Annotated in this window: 21 protein-coding genes; 9 read left to right on the top strand and 12 right to left on the bottom strand. The window is 65.6% G+C overall.

The window, feature by feature from the left end; all coding sequences use genetic code 11:
* Positions 1–28 precede the first annotated feature (28 nt).
* From KW832_RS19085 to KW832_RS19060, 6 genes are all read right to left on the bottom strand, one after another.
* The gene (locus KW832_RS19085) at positions 29–751 is read right to left on the bottom strand and encodes a hypothetical protein (RefSeq protein ID WP_255577838.1); all 723 of its coding nucleotides are present in this window, start codon (positions 749–751) and stop codon (positions 29–31) included.
* A 55-nt stretch (positions 752–806) separates the two neighbouring features.
* Positions 807–2,135 (bottom strand): HAMP domain-containing sensor histidine kinase, encoded by a 1,329-nt coding sequence (locus tag KW832_RS19080; RefSeq protein ID WP_218301059.1) that lies wholly within the window; start codon positions 2,133–2,135, stop codon positions 807–809.
* A gap of 4 nt (positions 2,136–2,139) precedes the next feature.
* Positions 2,140–2,829, bottom strand: coding sequence for a response regulator transcription factor (locus KW832_RS19075; RefSeq protein WP_218301060.1), 690 nt, complete (start codon positions 2,827–2,829; stop codon positions 2,140–2,142).
* Between the two features lie 14 nt (positions 2,830–2,843).
* Complete coding sequence (locus KW832_RS19070; RefSeq protein ID WP_121506445.1) at positions 2,844–3,389, bottom strand: cytochrome b/b6 domain-containing protein; 546 nt, start codon at positions 3,387–3,389, stop codon at positions 2,844–2,846.
* 50 nt (positions 3,390–3,439) lie between these two features.
* Positions 3,440–3,697, bottom strand: coding sequence for a PepSY domain-containing protein (locus KW832_RS19065; RefSeq protein WP_121506444.1), 258 nt, complete (start codon positions 3,695–3,697; stop codon positions 3,440–3,442).
* Between the two features lie 342 nt (positions 3,698–4,039).
* Positions 4,040–4,933 (bottom strand): helix-turn-helix transcriptional regulator, encoded by an 894-nt coding sequence (locus tag KW832_RS19060; protein WP_218301061.1) that lies wholly within the window; start codon positions 4,931–4,933, stop codon positions 4,040–4,042.
* 206 nt (positions 4,934–5,139) lie between these two features.
* Here KW832_RS19060 and KW832_RS19055 point away from each other — a divergent pair, with 206 nt between their 5' ends.
* Both KW832_RS19055 and KW832_RS19050 read left to right on the top strand, forming a co-directional pair.
* On the top strand, positions 5,140–5,616 hold the full coding sequence (locus KW832_RS19055) for a DUF3237 domain-containing protein (RefSeq protein ID WP_121420135.1): 477 nt from the start codon (positions 5,140–5,142) through the stop codon (positions 5,614–5,616).
* Positions 5,617–5,697: 81 nt separating this feature from the next.
* The gene (locus tag KW832_RS19050; protein WP_218301062.1) at positions 5,698–6,738 is read left to right on the top strand and encodes a tripartite tricarboxylate transporter substrate binding protein; all 1,041 of its coding nucleotides are present in this window, start codon (positions 5,698–5,700) and stop codon (positions 6,736–6,738) included.
* A gap of 60 nt (positions 6,739–6,798) precedes the next feature.
* Here the strand turns inward: KW832_RS19050 and KW832_RS19045 are convergent, their stop codons facing one another.
* Both KW832_RS19045 and KW832_RS19040 read right to left on the bottom strand, forming a co-directional pair.
* The gene (locus KW832_RS19045; RefSeq protein ID WP_055395927.1) at positions 6,799–7,302 is read right to left on the bottom strand and encodes a hypothetical protein; all 504 of its coding nucleotides are present in this window, start codon (positions 7,300–7,302) and stop codon (positions 6,799–6,801) included.
* 75 nt (positions 7,303–7,377) lie between these two features.
* Positions 7,378–7,629, bottom strand: coding sequence for a GlsB/YeaQ/YmgE family stress response membrane protein (locus KW832_RS19040; protein ID WP_055395928.1), 252 nt, complete (start codon positions 7,627–7,629; stop codon positions 7,378–7,380).
* A 280-nt stretch (positions 7,630–7,909) separates the two neighbouring features.
* On the opposite strand from KW832_RS19040, the gene KW832_RS19035 reads away from it, so the two are divergent.
* Positions 7,910–8,296: a hypothetical protein gene (locus tag KW832_RS19035; RefSeq protein WP_055395930.1), complete on the top strand. Its 387-nt coding sequence runs from the start codon at positions 7,910–7,912 to the stop codon at positions 8,294–8,296.
* A gap of 20 nt (positions 8,297–8,316) precedes the next feature.
* On the opposite strand, the gene KW832_RS19030 is transcribed toward KW832_RS19035, so the two are convergent.
* Positions 8,317–8,892 carry a C40 family peptidase gene (locus KW832_RS19030; RefSeq protein ID WP_055395932.1) on the bottom strand — a complete coding sequence of 192 codons (576 nt, stop codon included), beginning with the start codon at positions 8,890–8,892 and terminating at the stop codon, positions 8,317–8,319.
* Positions 8,893–9,113: 221 nt separating this feature from the next.
* Between KW832_RS19030 and KW832_RS19025 the strand changes: the two genes are divergently transcribed.
* From KW832_RS19025 to KW832_RS19000, 6 genes are all read left to right on the top strand, one after another.
* The gene (locus tag KW832_RS19025) at positions 9,114–10,250 is read left to right on the top strand and encodes a PQQ-dependent sugar dehydrogenase (RefSeq protein ID WP_370628757.1); all 1,137 of its coding nucleotides are present in this window, start codon (positions 9,114–9,116) and stop codon (positions 10,248–10,250) included.
* A gap of 145 nt (positions 10,251–10,395) precedes the next feature.
* The gene (locus tag KW832_RS19020) at positions 10,396–12,012 is read left to right on the top strand and encodes a thymidine phosphorylase family protein (RefSeq protein ID WP_255577837.1); all 1,617 of its coding nucleotides are present in this window, start codon (positions 10,396–10,398) and stop codon (positions 12,010–12,012) included.
* Positions 12,013–12,014: 2 nt separating this feature from the next.
* Positions 12,015–12,929 (top strand): ribose-phosphate diphosphokinase, encoded by a 915-nt coding sequence (locus tag KW832_RS19015; protein WP_218301064.1) that lies wholly within the window; start codon positions 12,015–12,017, stop codon positions 12,927–12,929.
* An 88-nt stretch (positions 12,930–13,017) separates the two neighbouring features.
* Complete coding sequence (locus KW832_RS19010; protein ID WP_218301065.1) at positions 13,018–13,623, top strand: isochorismatase family protein; 606 nt, start codon at positions 13,018–13,020, stop codon at positions 13,621–13,623.
* A 112-nt stretch (positions 13,624–13,735) separates the two neighbouring features.
* Entirely contained in the window at positions 13,736–14,923 is a 1,188-nt protein-coding gene (locus tag KW832_RS19005; RefSeq protein ID WP_218301066.1) for a hypothetical protein, read from the top strand.
* Between the two features lie 195 nt (positions 14,924–15,118).
* Positions 15,119–15,748, top strand: coding sequence for a hypothetical protein (locus tag KW832_RS19000; RefSeq protein ID WP_121420143.1), 630 nt, complete (start codon positions 15,119–15,121; stop codon positions 15,746–15,748).
* 201 nt (positions 15,749–15,949) lie between these two features.
* Here the strand turns inward: KW832_RS19000 and KW832_RS18995 are convergent, their stop codons facing one another.
* Genes KW832_RS18995 through KW832_RS18985 form a run of 3 tightly spaced genes read right to left on the bottom strand, consistent with a single transcriptional unit; the run spans position 15,950 to position 19,248 of the window.
* Entirely contained in the window at positions 15,950–16,876 is a 927-nt protein-coding gene (locus KW832_RS18995; protein WP_218301067.1) for a Fe-Mn family superoxide dismutase, read from the bottom strand.
* Positions 16,877–16,909: 33 nt separating this feature from the next.
* A complete protein-coding gene (gene chrA, locus KW832_RS18990; protein ID WP_218301068.1) occupies positions 16,910–18,283 on the bottom strand; it encodes a chromate efflux transporter in 1,374 nt (457 codons plus the stop codon).
* On the bottom strand, positions 18,280–19,248 hold the full coding sequence (locus KW832_RS18985; protein ID WP_218301069.1) for a chromate resistance protein ChrB domain-containing protein: 969 nt from the start codon (positions 19,246–19,248) through the stop codon (positions 18,280–18,282). The genes chrA and KW832_RS18985 overlap by 4 nt, the downstream gene beginning before the upstream one ends.
* Between the last annotated feature and the right edge of the window lie 250 nt (positions 19,249–19,498).

Raw genomic sequence — 19,498 nt, 5'->3', positions numbered from 1 at the left:
GCCGTGCCGGCGGCGTCCCAGACCGCGCCTAGAACTCCCAGGCCATGCCCACCTGGCTGAACGTGCGGCCGTTGCCGCGGCCCACGGCGGCGGATGCTTTGAGCCCGTCGGTGATGGCGTAGCGCAGGCCCACGGCCTTGTCCGGGCGCGACCTTTGTTCGCCGTACACCTCAGACGTGAGCTGCAGTTGTTCAGTAAGCGGAATCTCATAGCCCACGGCCCAGGTGGCCGCACGGTGGCGGGCGCCTTGTGCCCTGACGGTTTTGTGGCCGGCATTGAGGTGCAGCACCTGCGCATTGGCCAACCGGTAGCTGGCCAGCGCTGTGAGGGCGGTTTCGCGCTCGGTGAAGCGCTGCGGGGTGGCGTGGTCGCGAACGCGGGTGTGGCCCATGTCGAACCGCGCACCCACCGACCAGCCCGTTTCGTTCTGGATGGGCACCCACTTCACACCCCAGCCATGCCCGTGGAAGGTGGTGGATGCACCCATGGCCGTGTCTTTGGCGCGTGCCAGCGAGACCTCCATTTCCAGCTGTGGCGCGACGCCAGCGCCAAAAAGCAGCTCGGCACCTCGGGTCTTGTCATCGCGGCCGAAGACACCTTCGAGCTTCATGGCGCCTTGGGTCAGCGTGCCCGCATCGTCGGTGTGCATGGGCGCTTCGGCGTGGGCGTGCAAGGCGCCTGCCAGGCTGGACAGTGCGATGCAAAGGGGCGCGATTTGCGAGGGTTTTGTGGCTTTTGGGGGGCGTCTCATGGGGTCTCTCTTTGTAGTGGGATTCGAATTGTTGCGGCGCGGGTCAGGCGCATTTTCATTCGGCAGAACGGGGCAGGGCGGCAGGCCATCGCAGCTCAATGCCAAAGCCCGAAGCACAGTCTGGCAGCACCGTGTGGCCCCCGTGCGCGCGCGCCACCAGGTGGGCCAGCACCAGCCCCAAGCCACGCATGGCGCTGCCTTCGCCATAAGCCTGCTGCTGCAGCGATTGCTGTAAACGGGCTTTGGTGTGGGGCTGGCAGCCATCGCCATCGTCCTGCACGCGCAACACGGTCTCGTGGCCCTCCTGCAGCGCCGTGATGATGACCTGGTGGGCATTGAAACGGTGCGAGTTGTCCAGCAAGTTCAGCAGGGCGGCGGCCAGCAGATCGGGGTCGGCGTCCACTGGGGTGGTTTGTTGGATGGAGATGGCCATGTCGTGAAACGCCAGCGCATCGATGAGCTGGCGCAGGTCAACGTTTTGGCGCTGTGGCTCCATGCCGCTGCGAAACATCATCAGCAGCGCTTGCATGACCCGACCGAGCCTGCCCGCAGCGTCTCGCGCGCGCACCAGGCGCGGCCTTATCGACTCGGGCGCCTCTTTGATCGCCAGGGCCAGTTGCACGTCGATACCCGCCACCGGCGTGCGCAGGGCATGGGCCGCGTGCGAGGTGAACGCGCGTTCGCTGATGATCCGCTGTGCCAGCCGGTGCCCCAGGTCGCCAATGGCCTGCTCGATGGGATACAGCTCCTGCCTCGGTGCGGCCTTGGGCGCGGTGTCGGGCCGAAGGGGGTCATAGTGCTGAACGCTTTGGCCCAGGGCGCCCAGCGGGCGAAGCTCCTGGCGGATGCGCCAGTTCATCAGCAGGGCCGACAGCAGGCCCATCGACAGCGCCGCCATCAGCGTGTACCAGACCACTTCACCGTGCACCTCGTCGCGCTCCGTGCGGCTTTGCGCCACCACCAGGAATTGCCCGGGGCGCTGGCTGAATACCGACGTGAAGGCGCGCCATTGCCCGTCTTGCGTCCAGGTGATCGCCTCGGTGGGGGCGGTTTGCAATGCCAGCTCGGGGGCCTTGTGCGAGCGGCTTTTCACGCGGCCCGACGGAGCGTCCACCACCTGCCAGACCAGGTGTTCCTCATACGAAAAGTGTTTGGTGGCGCTTTGGCCGCTGGTGGCCAGATCGGGCTGGATGGCCATGACGCTGTGAAAAATCTCAGCAGCCTCTCGCAGTTCCTGGTCCATGAGTTCGCCCATTTCGTGGGCGATCACGTACCAGACGACCACGGAGGTCAACAGGCCGAACGCGATGGAGATAAACAGCAGCGATTGGACGAGCCGCCCCCGGATGGACGGCGGTTTTGTCTCGCCCGTGCGCATACCCATGTCGTTAGCCCGTAGAGGCCGTTAGAGCCGTCGGCGGGGCAACGGGTGCAGGAATGCGGTAGCCCATGCCCCGCACCGTCTGGATCACGTCCTTGCCCAATTTGCTGCGCAGATTGAAAACGTGCACCTGCAGCGCGTTGCTGGCCAGGTCGCTGTCCAGCCCCAGCACCAGCGCCTCCAGATCCGACGCGGAAACTGTGCGCCCCGCGCGCAACACCAGCGCCTCCAGCACCGCCCATTCACGGGCGGTCAGCTCCACCCGCTGGCCGTGCAGCCGCACTTCTTTGTCGGCCAGCAGCACCTCCACCGCGCCAAATGCCTTGCTGGGAGTGCCGCCGGTCATCCGGCGGGACAGTGCACGCAGCCGGGCACACAACTCCTCGGGGGCAAAGGGCTTGACGAGAAAATCGTCAGCACCGCTGTCCAGCCCATGGATGCGGTCACTGAGCATGTCCCTCGCGGTGAGCACCAGGGCCGGTGTCTTAGCCCCTTTTGCGCGCAGGCTGCGCAGCCAGTCGAGGGCGGAGCCATCGGGCAGGTTCCAGTCCAGCAGCCAGGCGTCGTAGGGCTCTATGATCAAACCCCGGGCTTGCGCCAGGGTGGTGCACCAGTCCACCAGATAGCCGTCGTGCTGCAGAAAATCCCGCAAGCCTTCGCCCAGAGTGTGATCGTCTTCCAGCAGCAACAGTCGCATGCGAACCTGGTCCGTCAAAAGTGCTGCTTGGTGCCGGTGACCATGGCCCGCACGAGGCGCACCCGCTCCAGCCGCCCCATAACGATGGCCGCCGCAGCGTGCAACCCTGCCGCCAGCAGCAGTCCGTTGGCCAGCACCTCGTGCAACTCCATCAGCCATTCTTCGCCGAAGAATGTGTCGGTGGTTTGCATCCACCCCGTTACGCCCAGGGCCAGAACGATGGCCATCAAGGCCAGCATCATCAGTGCCCCGAGGGGGTTGTGGCCCACGTAGACCGGATGCTCGCCATTGCGAAGTGCGCCCAGGTGCTTTGCCAGTCTGCGCGGGGTGGGGAAAAAGTCACTGAACCGCGCGTGGCGGCTGCCTACGAAGCCCCAGACCAGCCGCGCCAGCACCAGGGCGCTGGCGGTGTAGCCCACCCACTCGTGTGCTGTTTTTCCGGGCTCCAGAACAAACTGGTTCAGGACCACGCAGCTCACCAGGCTCCAGTGAAAAATGCGGACAAACGGGTCCCACACCTTGGTGGCGGCAGGGGGGTGGTGGAGAGGGACGGGCTTCATGGGCGACTCGGGGTGCAGGCGAGGGGCAGGACGGGACGCTTCGCTGAGGCTTACTTACGCTCGATTTCAGCGCCGGTGGCGGGGTCGAAATAGATCTCCACTTTCTTGCCCGCCTTGTCCAGACCGTAGATTTCGTAGCACTTGCCTTTGCTGACCTTGAAGGTCCGGATCTGGTAGCCCTGCTTTTCGAGCCCGGCCTTGAAGTCGGCTTCTTTCATCCATTTTTCTTCTGGAACATTGCAGGTGGGGCCCGCAAATGCAGCGGTAGAACCAAGGGCGAGAACAAGGGCGGTGATGTGCAGTTTCATGGTGAATGTTGGTGTCAGTGGGTTTGAACATGTGGACTGACTGCCCACAAACTGCATTGGACGCGGCCAAGATTAAGTGGGGATGAAGCCGCACTGCGGCGCGCCGGACACAGGCCACAGATGCGCTGCACCTCCAGGAAAACTTTTGTTAACAGGGGGGATGGTGGAAGGTGCTGCGGTGAGTGGGGCCGCCGCAGACAACGCAAGGACAGCCTTCGGCAGTCAGTCGGCTTGGGGGACGGCTCTGCGCCTGCATACCTCTGGCCGTAGCTCATCCGAGCTGCTACGTTCGCGAAGAAGTTGTCCGCAGCGTCGCACCCTACCTGGGCAGTGGCCTTCGTGCTAACCGCTCAGCACCCGCGCAAACAGCTCGTTGCGAAAGTGGATGCCCAGGCGCGCAAAGGCGCGGTTGCGGTAGGTTTTGACGGTGGGCACGCCCAGCCCCAGGTCGCTGGCGATGCCCTCGTGTGTCATGCCCTGCAGCAGGCGGGCACAGACGTCCAGCTCGCGGTCCGTTAAGTCGGCGTGCACGCGCAGCAGGCGCTCACGCAGCGCGGGCAAGCTGGCGGGCAGGGGGCCGTGCCGGGCAGGGTGTTCGGCCTGCGGCAATGCCAAGCCGGCGCTTCCAGACCGTGGCCAGGCGGCGGGCGCAAGGGTGTCGCTATGCGACAGTGCAATGTGTTTGCGTGCCAGCGCCAGCAGCACGGGCGCCACCGCCTCGAAGCCGCCGATGTGGGCATCGCGGAAGGGCTTTTGGTGCTGGTGGCGGTAGAAGTTGACGGCAAATACCGATCCATCGCTTTCGTATTCGACCACCGACACACGCTCGGCCACGCCATGGGCCTCGTACACCCGGGCGCGGTGCTCTCCATCGACCTCCCGGGCCGTCAGGTGGCACAGGCGGGTGGGAGATTCTGCGGGCGCCGCTTCGTCAAAGGAGCGGCCCCAGGTGCGGTCATGGCGGTAGGGGCCTGAGAGGTAGGCCCACCAGCAGTCCTGCGTGGTGTCCGGCACGCCCAGGCTGGCCGACATGAACAGCGTGGGCTTGCAGCGATGCCCTGTGCGGTACACCGACCACGAGGCAGCCGGCAGCACGGGGGCCAGGTCCTGCAGCAAGCCCGACGCAAAGCCGGGCTCGCCCAGCCGGTGCACCATGCCCGCCAGCGCATGGCCCGCCGGGCCCGTGGTGGCCTGCCTGCCGGTGGCAGACGGTGGGGAAGGGGTCCATTGCCTCATGGCGGGCAGGGGTGGGGGTTACGCCGTGTCATTGCGTTGTCATCCTCTGGGATGACAGGGGGTTTGCGCCACGGGATTTACGCTAGGTTCATAACCAATAGGGCTTACGCAAACCGGGATGCAGCGGCCGCCTCGCTCTGGGGTGAACCTCTTGCCTGAACCGTGTTTGCGTAAGTCATGACTCATTCTGCAGAGCAAGCCCTCTTATGCCTGACCTACCGACCCTGGCCGAACCTCGGCTGAAGTTCTTTGCCGACCTGCGTGTGGAAGTGGGGGCACCCCAGCAGGTGGGGCAGACCGTGCATGGCCTGCGCCGCCTGATTCCCATCACCGGCGGTACCGCCACGGGCGATGGCTGGAGCGCCCGGGTGCTGCCGGGTGGTGCGGATTTTCAGCTCATCGTGAATGACCGGCTGTCAGAGCTGGATGCGCGCTACGTGCTGGAGACCGACGCAGGTGACTTCATCTATGTACAGAACCGGGCCGTGCGCTCCGGGCCGCCGGAGCTGATTGCCCGCCTGGTGCGCGGCGAGCCGGTGGACCCGGAGCAAATCTACTTCCGCTGTAGCCCGAGCTTCGAGACCGCTGCCCCCGCGCTCTCCTGGATGGGCGAGCGCATGTTTGTGGGCACGGGTGCCCGCTATCCCGACGCTGTGGTCATGCGGTTTTTCGAGCTGCTTTAGGAGCCAGGCTCTTCGTTCTGACCACCCCACGCTGCATTCTTTTCCCCCTTGACCCGCCTGACAGAACTCCTGGAGACAACCATGAAGCCTTCTTTCCATTCCGCCCCCGCCGCCGATGCACGAAAAAGCGGCACACGCCGCACACTGCTTGCCGCAGCGGTCACTCTGGCCGCCAGCCTGCTGCCCTGGTCGGGCGCGCAGGCGCAAGCCAGTGGCGGCGCATATCCGAACAAGCCGGTGCGCATCATCGTGGGCTTTCCGGCGGGCACGGGGCCCGACATCGTGGCGCGCCTGCTGGCGCAAAAGTTGTCGGAAGGCTGGGGCAACCTGGGCGTGATCGTGGACAACAAACCCGGCGCTGGCGGCCTCATTGCTGCGGGCGAGGCAGCCCGCGCCGCACCGGACGGGTACACGATCATGCTGGGCGAGACGGGCCAGCTCAGCATCGCCCCGAGCAGCTACAACAAGCTGCCCTACGACCCGGCCAAGGACTTCGCCGCTGTGAGCCAGGTGGTCACGTCCGACTTTGTGCTGCTGGTCAACCCCCAAAAGGTGCCGGCACGCAACGTGAAGGAGTTTGTGGACTGGACCAAGCAGCAAAAGGGCCTGTTCCTGGCCACCTTCGGCGCGGGCACTCCGGGGCATTTTGGCGCCTTCATGTTTGGGGACGCGGTCAAGCTCAAGCCAGAGCCCGTGCACTACAAGAACACGTCGGATGCGCTGGGCGGCCTGTTCAGTGGCGACGTGCAGGGCGTGTTTGCCAGCGTGGGGCTGGCCGCGCCCAACGTGAAGGCTGGAAAGCTCGCCGCGCTGGGCACCACCGGGGCCACGCGCACGCCCACGCTGCCCGATGTGCCCACCATCAAGGAGCAGGGCTACGCCAATCTGGAGTTCTCATCGTGGTTTGGCATCGTGGCACCCGCCAAGACGCCCCCCGAGATCATTGCCAAGCTCAATGCCGACATCGTGCGGGCCGTGCAGTCGCCTGAAGGCAAGGCGAAGATGGAAGAGGCCGGTTTCCGCGTGACGGGCACCAGCCAGCAGGACTTTACCCGCACCATTGCCGCCGACACGGTGACCTGGGGCAAAGCAGTGGCCGCCACGGGTTTCAAGGCCGATTGATGCGCCCAGACGCTAGGGCCACGCCATCTGCGGCGTAGCCCTCGCAGGTTCTCAGCAGGATTACCGAGATGCCTTGGGTGCGGGCAGCTGCAGCTGTGCCTCCTGCACCACGCGAACACAGTCCTTCAAGTGCTGCTCCCCCAGGTAACGCAGCGTGGCATAGCCAATGGTGGCAGCCACAGCCTGCCCCGCGAGGGGAACATATTTGGCGGCCTGTTTGGTCGTCAGGCGAAGACCCACGGTCTGCGTGGCGCGGATGACCAGCTCGCGCGTGATCAGCTTGCCGATCAGCACCGATCCCACAAGGCTCACCGCTTTTTGCACCTGCTCGCGCTTGTTCGGGTCGAGTTGGTCAATCTGCGCCGCCGACAGGCCGAACTCGGCATTGATCTGCGGTAGCAGGCGTGAGAGCAGTGCGGCATCCACCGCCCAATCGAGCCCGGGCACGGGCACGGCACTGGCGGCGGCAGCCACCAGGGCACGCCGATGGAGCAATTTGCGGCTGCGTTGCACGGCGGCAGCTAAGGCGGGATTGCCAGCTGCCATCTGCAGGGAAGTGGGCATGGTTGGGTGGTATTGAATGAAATGTCGGTAAAAGAAGGAGCGACTGCCAACAGTAGCAGTGAATCCATCATTTCATCAGTTTTTGCCCTTCACAAGGCTGTATACCGCCAGCAGCAGCATGGCGCCCACCACCGAAGCGATCCAGCCTGCGGCCTCGCCCTGCTGGTACCAGCCCATGGCCAGGCCCAGGTAGCTGGCCAGAAATGAACCCGCCACCCCGAGCAGTGCGGTCATGATCCACCCCAGCTTGTCATCCCCCGGCTTGAAGGCCCGGGCCAGAAGACCCACCACCAGACCGACCACCAGCGTTCCGATCAATGACACCATATTTGTTTCCCCTTGTGTTGTTACGACGGCGATGCGCTGACTCTAAAGAAGGCGGGAAAGTGGGGGTGTCGGACAACGCGCCCTGTGGGCGTCCCGTCTGGTGGCGCGCCGTCGCCTGTTCTCGCCGTGCGTTCGCTCCGCGTGTCGGCGCCGTTGGATGACGCTGCAAGCGGTCGGTAGCGGGTTGTGGGTGCTGTCTGACATCCTAGTGCGGCGGGTGCTTGCCAAGCCTGCGTGCGCTGGGCCCTACATTCAAGCGTCTGCACTTTAAGGAAGACTGATGACCCAAATCCCCAAAACCCGTTCTTTCTCCCTGGTGTTGATGGCCGCGCTGGCCCTGGGGGGCGCAGTGGCGCTGCCCACCACTGCGGCCGCACAAAATGGAGATGAGGCTTCGCTGGCGCGCGGTGCGGTACCGGACACGACCCCTCAGCAACGCTACCAGACCGCCATCCGCGAGGCAGGCGGAGGCCTCAAGGTCAGCCTGGAGGAATGCCGCACCATGGCTGCGGCGGAGCGCAGAAGCTGTGAGTCCCAGGCCCGGGCACGCTATCAGGCCGACATGGCCACGGCCAAAGCCATGTTGCGCGACCCTTCGCTGGGGCCGGTGAATGTGGTGGGAGGCCCGATCCGCAGCACCGAAACGGTGTACGAGATCAAAAAGTAACCGGTACCGCAGGCCGGCGGTTATTTGGCTTGCGCGGTGTCGCCGTCGGCAGTGCCCGCCACGCGGCGCGCACCATTGAAGCGGCGGGCCCAGTAGGCCACGCCCATGTCTTCCACACGGATCTGGGCGCCGCTTCGAGGAGCATGGATGAACTTGTTGTCCCCCACGTAGATGCCCACGTGGCTGAAATTGCGGCGCATGGTGTTGAAGAACACCAGATCACCCGGCTGAAGCTCTTTTTTGTCGATGACCTGGGTGGCGGCAGCTTGCTGATCTGCACGGCGGGGCAGCAAAAGGCCCACGGTCTGTTCGTACATGGCACGCACGAAGCCGCTGCAGTCAAAGCCTGTTTCGGCACTGCTGCCACCACGCTTATAGGGCACGCCCAGAAACCCCATGGCGTTGACCACCAGGGAAGATGCCTGGTCGGCCACGGTGTGGGCCCGGTCCGCCACCTTGTGGCTCACGTCTTCCAGCCGCGTCAGCAGGCCTTTGTCCGTGATGAAACGGTCCATATCGTCAGGGTTTGCCGCTTGCGGCGCAGCCTGGGCGGTGGTGGCGCAGGCCAGGAGAAGTATGCAAAGCCATCGGGACATGGGGGCGAAGGGTAACACGCAACGCTTGCTTATCGAAAATAATCACCTTTGCAAGCCGTTGATTTCGTTGAAGTAAATCAAAACCCCGGGTTTCCCCAGGGATCACAAGGCCCTGAAAGCCCCTGCAGGCACACTCCGACGATGCACCTCGGGCGTCGCCTGGGGACGGGTGGTTTCCACCGCTTTTTCAGGATCGCAGCCTTATGAAGTTCAAGTCAAAAATGCCTCCAGCGCTTGCTGTAAAAGCGCAAGCAGCTATCTTTTTGGTAGTGGCAGGGGTTTCAGTCAGTGCTGACGCCCAGAACACCACACCGGCGGTAGCGCTGGTGCCCGTGGCCCAGGGCCTGGATCACCCTTGGGCGGTGGACTTTTTGCCGCAGGGGCAGTTTCTGATCACTGAGCGGCCGGGGCGCATGCGGGTTGTCAGTGCCAGCGGGCAGGTCAGCCCCCCACTGGCCGGGGTGCCTGCTGTGGCAGCAGGCGGGCAGGGCGGCCTGCTGGATGTGGTGACGGACACTGCCTTTGCCCGCAACCGCCGCATCTTCTTTTGTTTTTCCGAGCCCGCAGCGGCGGGCGCACGCGGCAACAGCACGGCGCTGGCTCGGGCCACGCTGTCCGAGGATGCTCGCAGCCTGCAGGACGTCAAGGTGATCTTCAGCCAGCGGCCCAAGGTCGACAGCAGCCTGCATTTTGGCTGCCGCATCGTGCAGGCGGCGGACGGCAACCTGTTCCTGACCCTGGGTGACCGCTACCACCGCAAGGACGATGCCCAAAAGCTCGACAACCACCACGGCAAGATCATCCGCATCACCCCCGAAGGCGCCGTGCCGCCCGACAACCCGTTCGCCAAACAACCTGGCGCCTTGCCCGAGATCTGGAGCTACGGCCACCGCAACCCCCAGGGTGCAACGCTGGGGCCAGACGGCAAGCTGTGGATGCACGAACACGGCCCGCAGGGTGGCGATGAAATCAACCAACCCCAGCCGGGCCGCAACTACGGTTGGCCGGTGATTACCTATGGCGAAAACTACGGCGGCGGCAAGCTGGGCGAAGGCACAGCCAAGGCGGGCATGGAGCAGCCACAGCACTACTGGGTGCCGTCGATTGCGCCGTCGGGTATGGCTTTTCTGACCAGCACGCGCTATGGCCCAGCGTGGCAGGGCAGCCTGTTCATCGGTTCGCTCAAATTTGGCACCCTGCACCGCCTGGAGGTGGCGGGCGACAAGGTACAGCGCGAGGAAAAACTGCTGCAAGGCAACGGCGAACGCATCCGTGATGTCCGCCAGGGGCCGGATGGTCTGCTCTATATGGTGACTGACAGCCCGCAAGGCCGGTTGCTGCGGCTGCAGCCGAACTGACAAGCGTGAGACCGGGTGTGAAACCGCCGCAGGAGGCATGGCAGTCTTGACCTAGGTCATGGCGGCTGAAAGATCTACGCTCCAGACGCCGTCGCGCGGGGTGTTCCCAGGGTCTTGGTGGTCACTTTGGAGTTAGGCTGACGCGATGCATTCCGAGCCGTCCTCTTCTTCCTCTCCTGCCTCTGATCCCGCAGAGCCATCCGCTTCGGCCGACGCGCCGCCCCGGTCCCAGCTGGCCCTGCGCCGCGTGGCCATCGACACCTGGCGCGAAAACGTGGCCTACCAGCACCGTGACTGCGCCGTGTACCGGGCCGAGGGCTTCCAGGCCCTGTCCAAGATCGAGGTGCGCGCCAATGGCCGCCGTATCCTGGCCACGGTCAACGTGGTGGACGACCCTGCCATCGTGGGTTGCAACGAGCTGGGCCTGTCGGAAGACGCCTTCGCCCAGCTGGGCGTGGACAACGGCCACACCGTGTCGGTCGCCCAGGCCGAGCCTCCCGAATCGATGGGCGCGCTGTTCCGCAAGATCGCCAGCGAGCGCCTAACCCGCGAGGACTTTGGCGCCATCGTGCGCGACATCGCCGACCACCGGTATTCCAAGATCGAACTCACCGCCTTTGTAGTGGCCTGCCACCGCAGCGAGCTGGACCGGGAGGAGGTGTTCTTCCTCACCGACGCCATGGTGGCCAGCGGCCGGCGCCTGGACTGGCACGAACCGCTGGTGGTGGACAAGCACTGCATTGGCGGGATACCGGGCAACCGCACCACCATGCTGGTTGTGCCCATCGTGGCGGCGCACGGCATGTTGTGCCCCAAGACGTCCTCGCGTGCCATCACCTCGCCTGCCGGTACGGCCGACACCATGGAGGTGCTGGCCAAGGTCGAGCTGCCGCTGGAGCAGCTGGCCGACATCGTGCGCGACTACCGGGGCTGCCTTGCCTGGGGCGGCACGGCCAACCTGTCGCCCGCCGACGATGTGCTGATCTCGGTGGAGCGGCCGCTGTCCATCGACTCCGCCGGGCAGATGGTGGCGTCCATCCTGTCCAAAAAGGTGGCGGCCGGTGCCACGCACCTCGTGCTCGACATCCCCATCGGCCCCACGGCCAAGGTGCGCTCCATGCCCGACGCACAGCGTCTGCGCCGCCTGTTTGAATATGTGGCGCGGCGCATGGGCCTGTCGCTGGACGTGGTCATCACCGATGGCCGCCAGCCCGTGGGCAACGGCGTGGGCCCGGTGCTGGAGGCGCGCGACGTGATGCGCGTGCTGCAGAACGACCCGCGCGCACCCGACGACCTGCGGCAGAAGGCGCTGCGCCTGGCTGGGCGCCTGATCGAGTGCGACCCTGATGTGCGCGGCGGCGACGGCTACGCGATTGCGCGCGACATTCTTGATTCTGGCCGGGCGCTGGCGCGCATGAACGCCATCATCGCCGCCCAGGGCAGCACAGGGTTTGACCACAACCACCCGGCACTGGGTGTACTGACACTGGACGTGGTGGCCCCCGCCAGCGGCGTTGTCGCGGGCATCGACAACTACCAGATCGCCCGCGTGGCCCGACTGGCCGGTGCGCCCAAGGTGCCCGGCGCCGGGGTGGACCTGATGCACAAGCTGGGCGACACCGTGGCTGCCGGGGACGTGCTGTACCGCGTGCACGCCAGCTACCCGGCCGACCTGGAGTTTGCGCGCCACGCATGCGAGCGTGACACCGGCTACCGCCTGGGGACCGCTGACGAGGTGCCCAAGGTTTTTGTGGAGTTCTGACAGTGACTGTTGCCCCCCACCAAGCGTGTCTGCTGTACTTTGCCGACGAAGAGGCCCCTGCGCTGCGCCTGGCGCAGGCAGCTGGCATGACTGCCCAGGCCGTCGAGCGCCACCGCTTCCCCGATGGTGAACTCAAGCTGCGTTTGCCCGTCAACGCGGCGGGCCGCCTGCCCCGGCGGGTGGTGCTGCTGCGCAGCCTGCACCAGCCCAATGAAAAGCTGGTGGAACTGCTGCTGGCCGCGCGCACGGCCCGCAGCCTGGGCGCGCAGCAGCTCACGCTGGTAGCGCCGTACCTGGCCTATATGCGGCAGGACATCGCCTTCCACCCCGGCGAGGCCGTGAGCCAGCAGGTGGTGGGCGGGTTTCTGGCGGGCCTGTTCGACGCGGTGATCACGGTGGACCCGCACCTGCACCGCATAAACCGGCTGGAGCAGGCCATTACAGTGCCGCAGGCCGTGGTGCTCAGCGGCGCCGAGCCACTGGCCGACCTGATCGCTGATCGGCGCCCCAATGCACTCCTGGTAGGCCCGGACGGCGAATCCGCCCAGTGGATCGCCCAGGCCGCCGCCCGCCACGGTTTTGACCATGCTGTCTGTACCAAGGTCCGCCATGGCGACCGCGATGTCGCCATCGAACTGCCCCCACTCAAAGCACAAGGCCGGGCCGTGGTGCTGCTGGACGACATGGCCAGCACCGGCCGCACGCTGGCGTTGGCGGCGCGGCTGCTGCTGCAGGCGGGCGCGGCATCGGTGGATGTGGCTGTGACGCACGCACTGTTTGCGGGCGATGCGCTGCAGGTGCTGCATGAAGCCGGGGTGGGGGAGGTGTGGAGCACGGACTGCATCCCGCACCCGAGCAACGCCGTGCCCATGGCCGGGCCGCTGGCCTCCGCGCTGCAGTCCGTCCTTCGCACCTGAAAACCCCGGGCTCGGGCTGCGACAATGCGCCATTGCCTCCGACGCTGCGCCCGCACAGCGATTCAACGAATACAGAAACGGTCCCACCATGCTGCTTGACGCCACCGAATCCCAACTCGTCCTGGTCGATTACCAGGAGCGCCTGATGCCCGCCATCTTTGAAGGCCCCGCCGTGCTGGCCAACGCCCGCCGCCTGGCCGAGGTGGCCCGCATGCTGGACGTACCCGTGTGGTGCACCGAGCAAAACCCCTCGCGACTGGGTGCGAACGACCCCGCGCTGCGTGCCCTGTGCCAGAAGACCCTGGCCAAGATGCACTTCAGTGCCGCCGAAGAAGGCCTGGGCGAATGGCTGCGCCCCCCGGCCAAGCCCCAGCAGGGCGGCAACGCGCGCAGCCTGCCCAAGCACCTTCAAAAACCCGCTCAGCAGGAGCCCGAGCGCGGCACCATCGTCATTGCCGGGTGCGAAGCCCATGTCTGCCTGCTGCAGACCGCACTCGATTTGCTGGAGGACGAGTTTGAGGTGTGGGTGGTGACCGACGCCTGCGGCTCGCGCACCGAACGCAACCGCGACGCCGCCTTCGACCGCCTGGCCGGCGCGGGCGCCGAGCTGGTGACCACCGAGATGGTGGCGTTTGAATGGCTGGGCACCTGCGAGCACCCGGCGTTCAAGGATGTGCTGGGCTTGATCAAGTAGCCAGTTTTTGAGTCTTTTTGCCATCTAGCGCTTATCTATCAAGCGCTAGCAGCTATCAAAATAGTAGTACTCGTTAGGCACCGCCGAGGGCGCTGATTGCTCCCATTCGCCCATGTCCCCTGTCTTGATTGGCCTCGTTCTGCTCGTGGTGTTGCTGGTCCTGAATGTCCAGGCCACCCGCCAGATTGTGCGCACCGGACTGCAAGGTTTTCGCAAAACGATGCTCACGGGCGGTGTGTGGGTGCTGCCGTTCCTGGGTGCCTGGCTGGTGAAGATCCACCTGCAGTCCGCCGCAGTGCCGGCGCCCGGTGAATCTGGTGCAGGGGAGGCCGAGCCAGCCCCCGAGCACCTTGAGGCGCCAGGCGTTGCGAGTTTTGACGTACGGGGGCATCTGCAAAACACACAGAATCTGCCGCAGCTGGATTGGCCCGCGCTGGACGCCTGGGCCCACGGCGCGGGCAATCGTGCACCGGCGGCCGTGGCCGACGCGCTGAACCAGGGCCGACGCGCCTGGCTGCTGCACCTGCGCGATGCGCTGGGCACGCACATGCATCTGCACGAAGGGGCGGATTGCTTCATCCTGTCGCCGCTGGAACCGTCAGTGGCGCGCGCCACCGCGCGCTATGTGACCACCACACGTCAGCGCATCGACCGGCTGCTGGCGGGCATGGCGCATTTCCCCGTGGCCGAAAAAAGCATCTTGCTCGTGCTGGATGACGAGGACACCTACTACCACTACGTCGCGCAGTTCTATGGATCGGACGGCGAGTTTGCGCGCAGCGGCGGCATGTTCATCCACTTCGGTTGCCCGCATTTTGTGGTCGTGGCAGCCGACCTTGCAGCCATCGAGCCGGTGATTGCCCACGAGATGACGCACAGCGCGCTGGCCCACCTGCACCTGCCCACCTGGCTGGACGAGGGCCTGGCTGTCAACACCGAGCGCCGCCTGAAGGGCGCGCCACCAGCACAGCACACCCCCGCGCAACTGCACCATCTGCACCAACGCTTCTGGACGCCCGAGCGCATGCAGGAGTTCTGGGCGGGCACGTCGTTTCAGCGCACCGACGACGGCAACCTGCTGTCCTATGAGCTGGCGCGCATTCTGGTGGACCACATGGCGCGCGACTGGGCCGCGTTTACCGCTTTTGTGACCACAGCGCAGCGCCGCGATGCCGGGGCGCAAGCGGCGGTCGAGGTGTTGTCCGTGGACCTGGGGAGCAGTGTGGGCGCCTCGCTGGACATTGTCGATAACGAGGGCTGGGCGCCAGACCCTGCGCGTTGGGGTGGGGCAGCGGCGTGAGGTAGCACTGGTCAGCGGCGGTCATCTAATTGAAGACACCCGATCGCCCAAAGCCTATGCTTGGGCAGCCCAACAAGGTGGTTTTTCATGTACCGACATTTTTATTCTTCGTCTTCCCCTGTTTTTTGGGTCAACTTGCGCCGCGCGGCGCCTGAAGGGGCGAGGCGGTCGTTCTTTACGTCGTGTGCATGGCTATTGGCGACGTTCACGACGTTGGCGGCGCTCAGTGGCTGCAGTGCAGTCCCACAGGCCGCGGATCCCAACTCCGACGCCCCCGAGGCGGCGTTTGCCCCGCGTGGCCCATTCATCGACGCGCCGACATACGACGAAGCGCTGCAGCGCTGGCAGAGCCCAGAAGATATCAACGCCTGGATTGGCGCGCGGTTCCGGTACGACACAGACCGCGCGATGCAGCTGTCTGAAACCCAGCGCCAGGCCAGCGGGCGCATGCCCATCCTGGCGCCTGACGCCTTTTTTGCAGCCCCCCGCGGCGTGTGTGTGGACGTGGCCCGTTTTGCGCTGGAGACGCTGCGAACCCTGCAACCCGGCGTGCAGCCGCGCTACCTGATGATCGAGTTCGACCCCGTCTCTGTGCGCGGCAACACGCTGCGCCGACACTGGCTGGTGTCGTTCGAACGGGGCGGGCAGCATTATTTTTTTGCCGATTCCAAACGCCCAGGCCACATCGCCGGGCCGTACGCAAGCGTGCAGGCCTTTGTGGACGAATACGCGCACTACCGCGGGCGGCGCATTGTGGCTTTCAGCGAGCGGGAGTCCTATGAGCGCAGGCTGCGCACCCGGGCGGTTGCTGAACCGGCATCGTGAGATGGGTAGAGGTTTGGGCCGCCTCTGAGTGAGCCAAGGTATGGCGCATGGAATGGGCCCAAACCCCGATCATTGCGGCACACGGGGCCGCGATTAGAAATAGGAGTTTTTTTTGCCTCTAGCGCTTATCTGACAAGCGCTGATTGCTATCAATTTTAGAGATACGACGAAGCTGTGGACGGGTGTCCAGTCAGTCCCGGCTCAACCCGTGGGCAATGCTGAGGCTTTGGCCTGCACCGGTTGGCCCGCCGCGATCCAGCCGTCGATGCCACCTTGCAGAAAACGCGCCTTGATGCCTACGGCACGCAGGCGCAACGCGGTGGAACGGCTGACCTCGTGGCCATAGACGCAGTACACCACCACCTCTTCGTCGGTCGGCAGCTCACCGGCCCAGGCGTCGATGGCCACCGGGTCGCTCCAGGGGGCATTGGGCAGGATGGTGGTGGCGGCGTCGTAAACACCAGCGCGGCGCACATCGATGCGATGGCGTGCCTGCTGCGCGTCTTGTACCGATGCCTCCAAGCCCTCGCTGGCGGCGTGGACCGCGCGCTGGTAGCGCTCGTACACGGCAGGCCAGTCGATATTGGCCATGAAGGCATCGACATACGCGCCCGCTGCAGCGCCGTGGTCGAGGTGGTAGGCATGTTCATACATGTCCAACGCGAGGATGGGCACCCCACCGGAAGCAGCCTGGGTGTGGTCGCTGGCCCACTGGTTGACGAGCGTGCCATCGCGCGGCTGGAACACCAGCAGCACCCATCCCGAGCCGCCGCCCAGTGCCTTGCCCATGGCGACAAACTCTTCACGCCAGCGCTCCGCGCTGCCGAAGCTGGCCGCCAGGGCCAGCAACATGCCGGGGGCAGGGGCGGCGCCACCGCCGCCCAAGCTGCCAAAGTACAGTTCGTGCAGCAGCATCGAATTGCTGGCCATCAGCTCCTCGCGCTTGAGTCCGTTGACGACAAAGCCGGGCGTGGAGGCAAAGTCCAGCCCCGAGAGCTGCGCCCGGATGGCGTTGAGCCGCGCCACCGCACCGCCATAGTTGTTCTGGTGGTGGCTGCGCAGCAGCCTTTCGGACAGCCCGGGCAGCGTGGCCGGGTCAAAGGGAAGGGCTTGGGGGCGTGCTTGCATGGGGATACTCCCGGGAAGTGGATGACAACTGGTTCAGGCCAGCCAGGGTTTGAGGAAGGTCACTGCCAACCCCACGGCCGCGCACAGCCCCAGCAGCGGCATCACCCCCAGCTTGAAGCGGAACAGCGCCACCAGTGCGCCCACGGCGATCACCGCCGACACGGCATCGAACGCCCCGCCAAAACCCTTGGGCCATAGCAGGTGGTAGGCAAAAAACAGCGCCAGGTTCAGGATCACACCCACCACAGCGGCGGTGATGGCCGACAGCGGGGCGGTGAAACCGAGCTTGCCGTGGGTGGCCTCTACCGCCGGGCCGCCCGCAAGGATGAAGATGAACGAGGGCAGAAAGGTCACAAACGTCACCACCGTGGCGGCGGCAGCAGCGCCTGCAAACAGCGCTTCCGGCCCCCACACCTGCTGCAGCCAGCCGCCCACGAAGCCGACGAAGGCCACCACCATGATCAGCGGGCCGGGCGTGGTCTCGCCCAGCGCCAGGCCGTCGATCATCTGCGGGCCGCTGAGCCACTGGTATTGCTCCACCGCGCCCTGGTAGACGTACGGCAGCACGGCATAAGCGCCGCCAAAGGTGACCAGCGCGGCCTTGGTAAAGAACCAGCCCATCTGCGTGAGCGTGCCTTGTACCCCCTGGGTGACGACCAGCGTTGCCATGGCAACCAGCCACAGCGCCAGCCCGGCCGCCAGCACCTTGGCCAGATGGCTGCGTGAGAAGCGGGCGTGGGGGGGCGTGGGGGTGTCGTCGTCGATCAGTGCTGGGCCGTAGCCCTTGTGGCCGTCGGCATGGCCGCCTCCGAGGGCAAACACGCCAGGCCAGCGTTGTGCGCCAAAGTAGCCTATCAGCCCGGCCGTCAGGACGATGGCAGGGAAGGGCGTATCGAACGCAAAGATGGCCACAAACGATGCGGCAGCGATGCCCCACATCCAGCGGTTCTTGAGAGCCCGCGTGCCAATGCGGTGCGCTGCGTGCAGCACCAGTGCGGTCACGGCGGGTTTGATGCCATAGAAGATGCCCGCCACCACCGGCACATCGCCAAACCGCAGGTACACCCACGACAGCGCAATCAGGATGAAGAGCGAAGGCAGCACAAACAGCGCCCCGGCCACGATGCCGCCCCAGGTGCGGTGCATGAGCCAGCCGATATAGGTGGCCAGCTGCTGCGCCTCGGGGCCGGGCAGCAGCATGCAGTAGTTGAGTGCGTGCAGAAATCGCTTTTCGCTGATCCAGCGGCGGCGCTCCACCAGCTCGGCATGCATGATCGCGATCTGGCCCGCTGGCCCGCCAAAGCTGATGAAGCCCAGCTTGAGCCAGAACAGGAAGGCCTCACCATAGCTTACGGGGGTGGGGCGGTCCAGGGCGGAGGCGGTGGGCGCAGGGGTAAGGGTGGTCATGGTGCGGCACTGGTCAGCGGAGCCTGGGAGGATGGAAGGGTGGGCGGCACGGCATACAGGGCGTCGAACACCTGCGCGGCGGCTTGGGCGAGGGCATCGTCATCGGCATGCACTTCGCGCAGGCCAGCCAGCACGGCCTCCAGCCCGGCGGCTTCGGGCACGGGCATGCCGCCGGTGTCCAGGTAGTGCACGGCGCGGGCCAGGCGCTGCAGGCGGGGGTCGACTTCGAGCCCGAAGCTGGCAATGAGCACCTCGAAGGTCACCAGGGCACCCACATGGGTGAACCGGGCGCCGTCAAAGTCAAAGCCCAGGACATCAGCAGGCGGCGATGCCGGATCGGCCAGCCATACGAACCGCGCGCCCGGGTCGATGAAGCGGCGGATCAGCCAGGCGCAGGCCAGGCGGTCCACCCAAGGCCGCGCCCGCGTGGCCCAGCGCTGGTTCTGGAACTGGACGGTGTGAAGGCGCGCGATGCCATGGGCGGGCAGGGCGGCGGGCTCCCCGCGTGAAAAGCAGGCGTCCAGGGCCTGCCGCAGGGTGGCCAGGTCGGCATCGGCCTGCGCGGCGGCGCCGCTGGGGTAGTAGTCGGTGCGGTGCAAGGCCTGCAGGGCGTCGGCAATGCCACGCAAGCGGCGGCGCGCTTCGGTTTCCGTGAGCTGTGCCAGCTCCGCCTGCAAGGCGGTGGCCGTGTCGCGCCACTGAGTGAAGGCTTCTGTGCGGTCGAACAACGCTTCGATCTCCTGGCGCTGTGCGCTGTCCGGCGCAGTAAGAGTCAGCAGCATGGCCGTCCCGCCGTGTTCTCGCACCTCGGTGGCAATGGGGGCCAGCAGGCCCGCGTGTTCTTCAGGCAACAGGTAGGCGCCGTCGCGCAGGGCGGCGCAACCCAGTGCCTTGAGATTGCGCCAGATGCGCAGCCGCACGGCGTTGGGCTGCGTCGGCAGCGTCATGATGAGGGTGGACCACATGGTATTGAAGTATATGCATTAAGTAGTGAAATAGTTATTTCTACTTCAAAAATCGTGATCCCCAAAGATTCCTTGCATGCCGGGTGGTTCTGGTCATACAAGGGAGCGGTGCAGACGAAAAGGCATCCGGTACACAGGAACAGCGCCCAATGCAGGGCGGCAGTCGCTTTGTCCATGGAGATGTGGCGCCGTGTAAATGGATTCAGGGCCGATGCCAAGCCCTGCGTCAGTTTGCCGCAAGCCCGTTATG

This window comes from Acidovorax sp. sif0632 (assembly GCF_019218805.1).
GTDB classification, from domain to species: Bacteria; Pseudomonadota; Gammaproteobacteria; order Burkholderiales; family Burkholderiaceae_C; genus Acidovorax; species Acidovorax facilis.
This window is presented reverse-complemented; position numbering and strand designations above follow the sequence as displayed.

Coding starts and splice junctions, on each gene's coding strand:
- KW832_RS18985 (WP_218301069.1), bottom strand. CDS start 19,248: ATGTGGTCCACCCTCATCATGACGCTGCCGACGCAGCCCAACGCCGTG.
- KW832_RS19065 (WP_121506444.1), bottom strand. CDS start 3,697: ATGAAACTGCACATCACCGCCCTTGTTCTCGCCCTTGGTTCTACCGCT.
- KW832_RS19085 (WP_255577838.1), bottom strand. CDS start 751: ATGAGACGCCCCCCAAAAGCCACAAAACCCTCGCAAATCGCGCCCCTT.
- KW832_RS19040 (WP_055395928.1), bottom strand. CDS start 7,629: ATGGTGTCATTGATCGGAACGCTGGTGGTCGGTCTGGTGGTGGGTCTT.
- KW832_RS19075 (WP_218301060.1), bottom strand. CDS start 2,829: ATGCGACTGTTGCTGCTGGAAGACGATCACACTCTGGGCGAAGGCTTG.
- KW832_RS19025 (WP_370628757.1), top strand. CDS start 9,114: ATGCCTCCAGCGCTTGCTGTAAAAGCGCAAGCAGCTATCTTTTTGGTA.
- KW832_RS19010 (WP_218301065.1), top strand. CDS start 13,018: ATGCTGCTTGACGCCACCGAATCCCAACTCGTCCTGGTCGATTACCAG.
- KW832_RS19055 (WP_121420135.1), top strand. CDS start 5,140: ATGCCTGACCTACCGACCCTGGCCGAACCTCGGCTGAAGTTCTTTGCC.
- KW832_RS19030 (WP_055395932.1), bottom strand. CDS start 8,892: ATGTCCCGATGGCTTTGCATACTTCTCCTGGCCTGCGCCACCACCGCC.
- KW832_RS19050 (WP_218301062.1), top strand. CDS start 5,698: ATGAAGCCTTCTTTCCATTCCGCCCCCGCCGCCGATGCACGAAAAAGC.
- KW832_RS19045 (WP_055395927.1), bottom strand. CDS start 7,302: ATGCCCACTTCCCTGCAGATGGCAGCTGGCAATCCCGCCTTAGCTGCC.
- KW832_RS19060 (WP_218301061.1), bottom strand. CDS start 4,933: ATGAGGCAATGGACCCCTTCCCCACCGTCTGCCACCGGCAGGCAGGCC.
- KW832_RS19035 (WP_055395930.1), top strand. CDS start 7,910: ATGACCCAAATCCCCAAAACCCGTTCTTTCTCCCTGGTGTTGATGGCC.
- KW832_RS19070 (WP_121506445.1), bottom strand. CDS start 3,389: ATGAAGCCCGTCCCTCTCCACCACCCCCCTGCCGCCACCAAGGTGTGG.
- KW832_RS19020 (WP_255577837.1), top strand. CDS start 10,396: ATGCATTCCGAGCCGTCCTCTTCTTCCTCTCCTGCCTCTGATCCCGCA.
- KW832_RS19005 (WP_218301066.1), top strand. CDS start 13,736: ATGTCCCCTGTCTTGATTGGCCTCGTTCTGCTCGTGGTGTTGCTGGTC.
- KW832_RS18995 (WP_218301067.1), bottom strand. CDS start 16,876: ATGCAAGCACGCCCCCAAGCCCTTCCCTTTGACCCGGCCACGCTGCCC.
- KW832_RS19080 (WP_218301059.1), bottom strand. CDS start 2,135: ATGGGTATGCGCACGGGCGAGACAAAACCGCCGTCCATCCGGGGGCGG.
- chrA (WP_218301068.1), bottom strand. CDS start 18,283: ATGACCACCCTTACCCCTGCGCCCACCGCCTCCGCCCTGGACCGCCCC.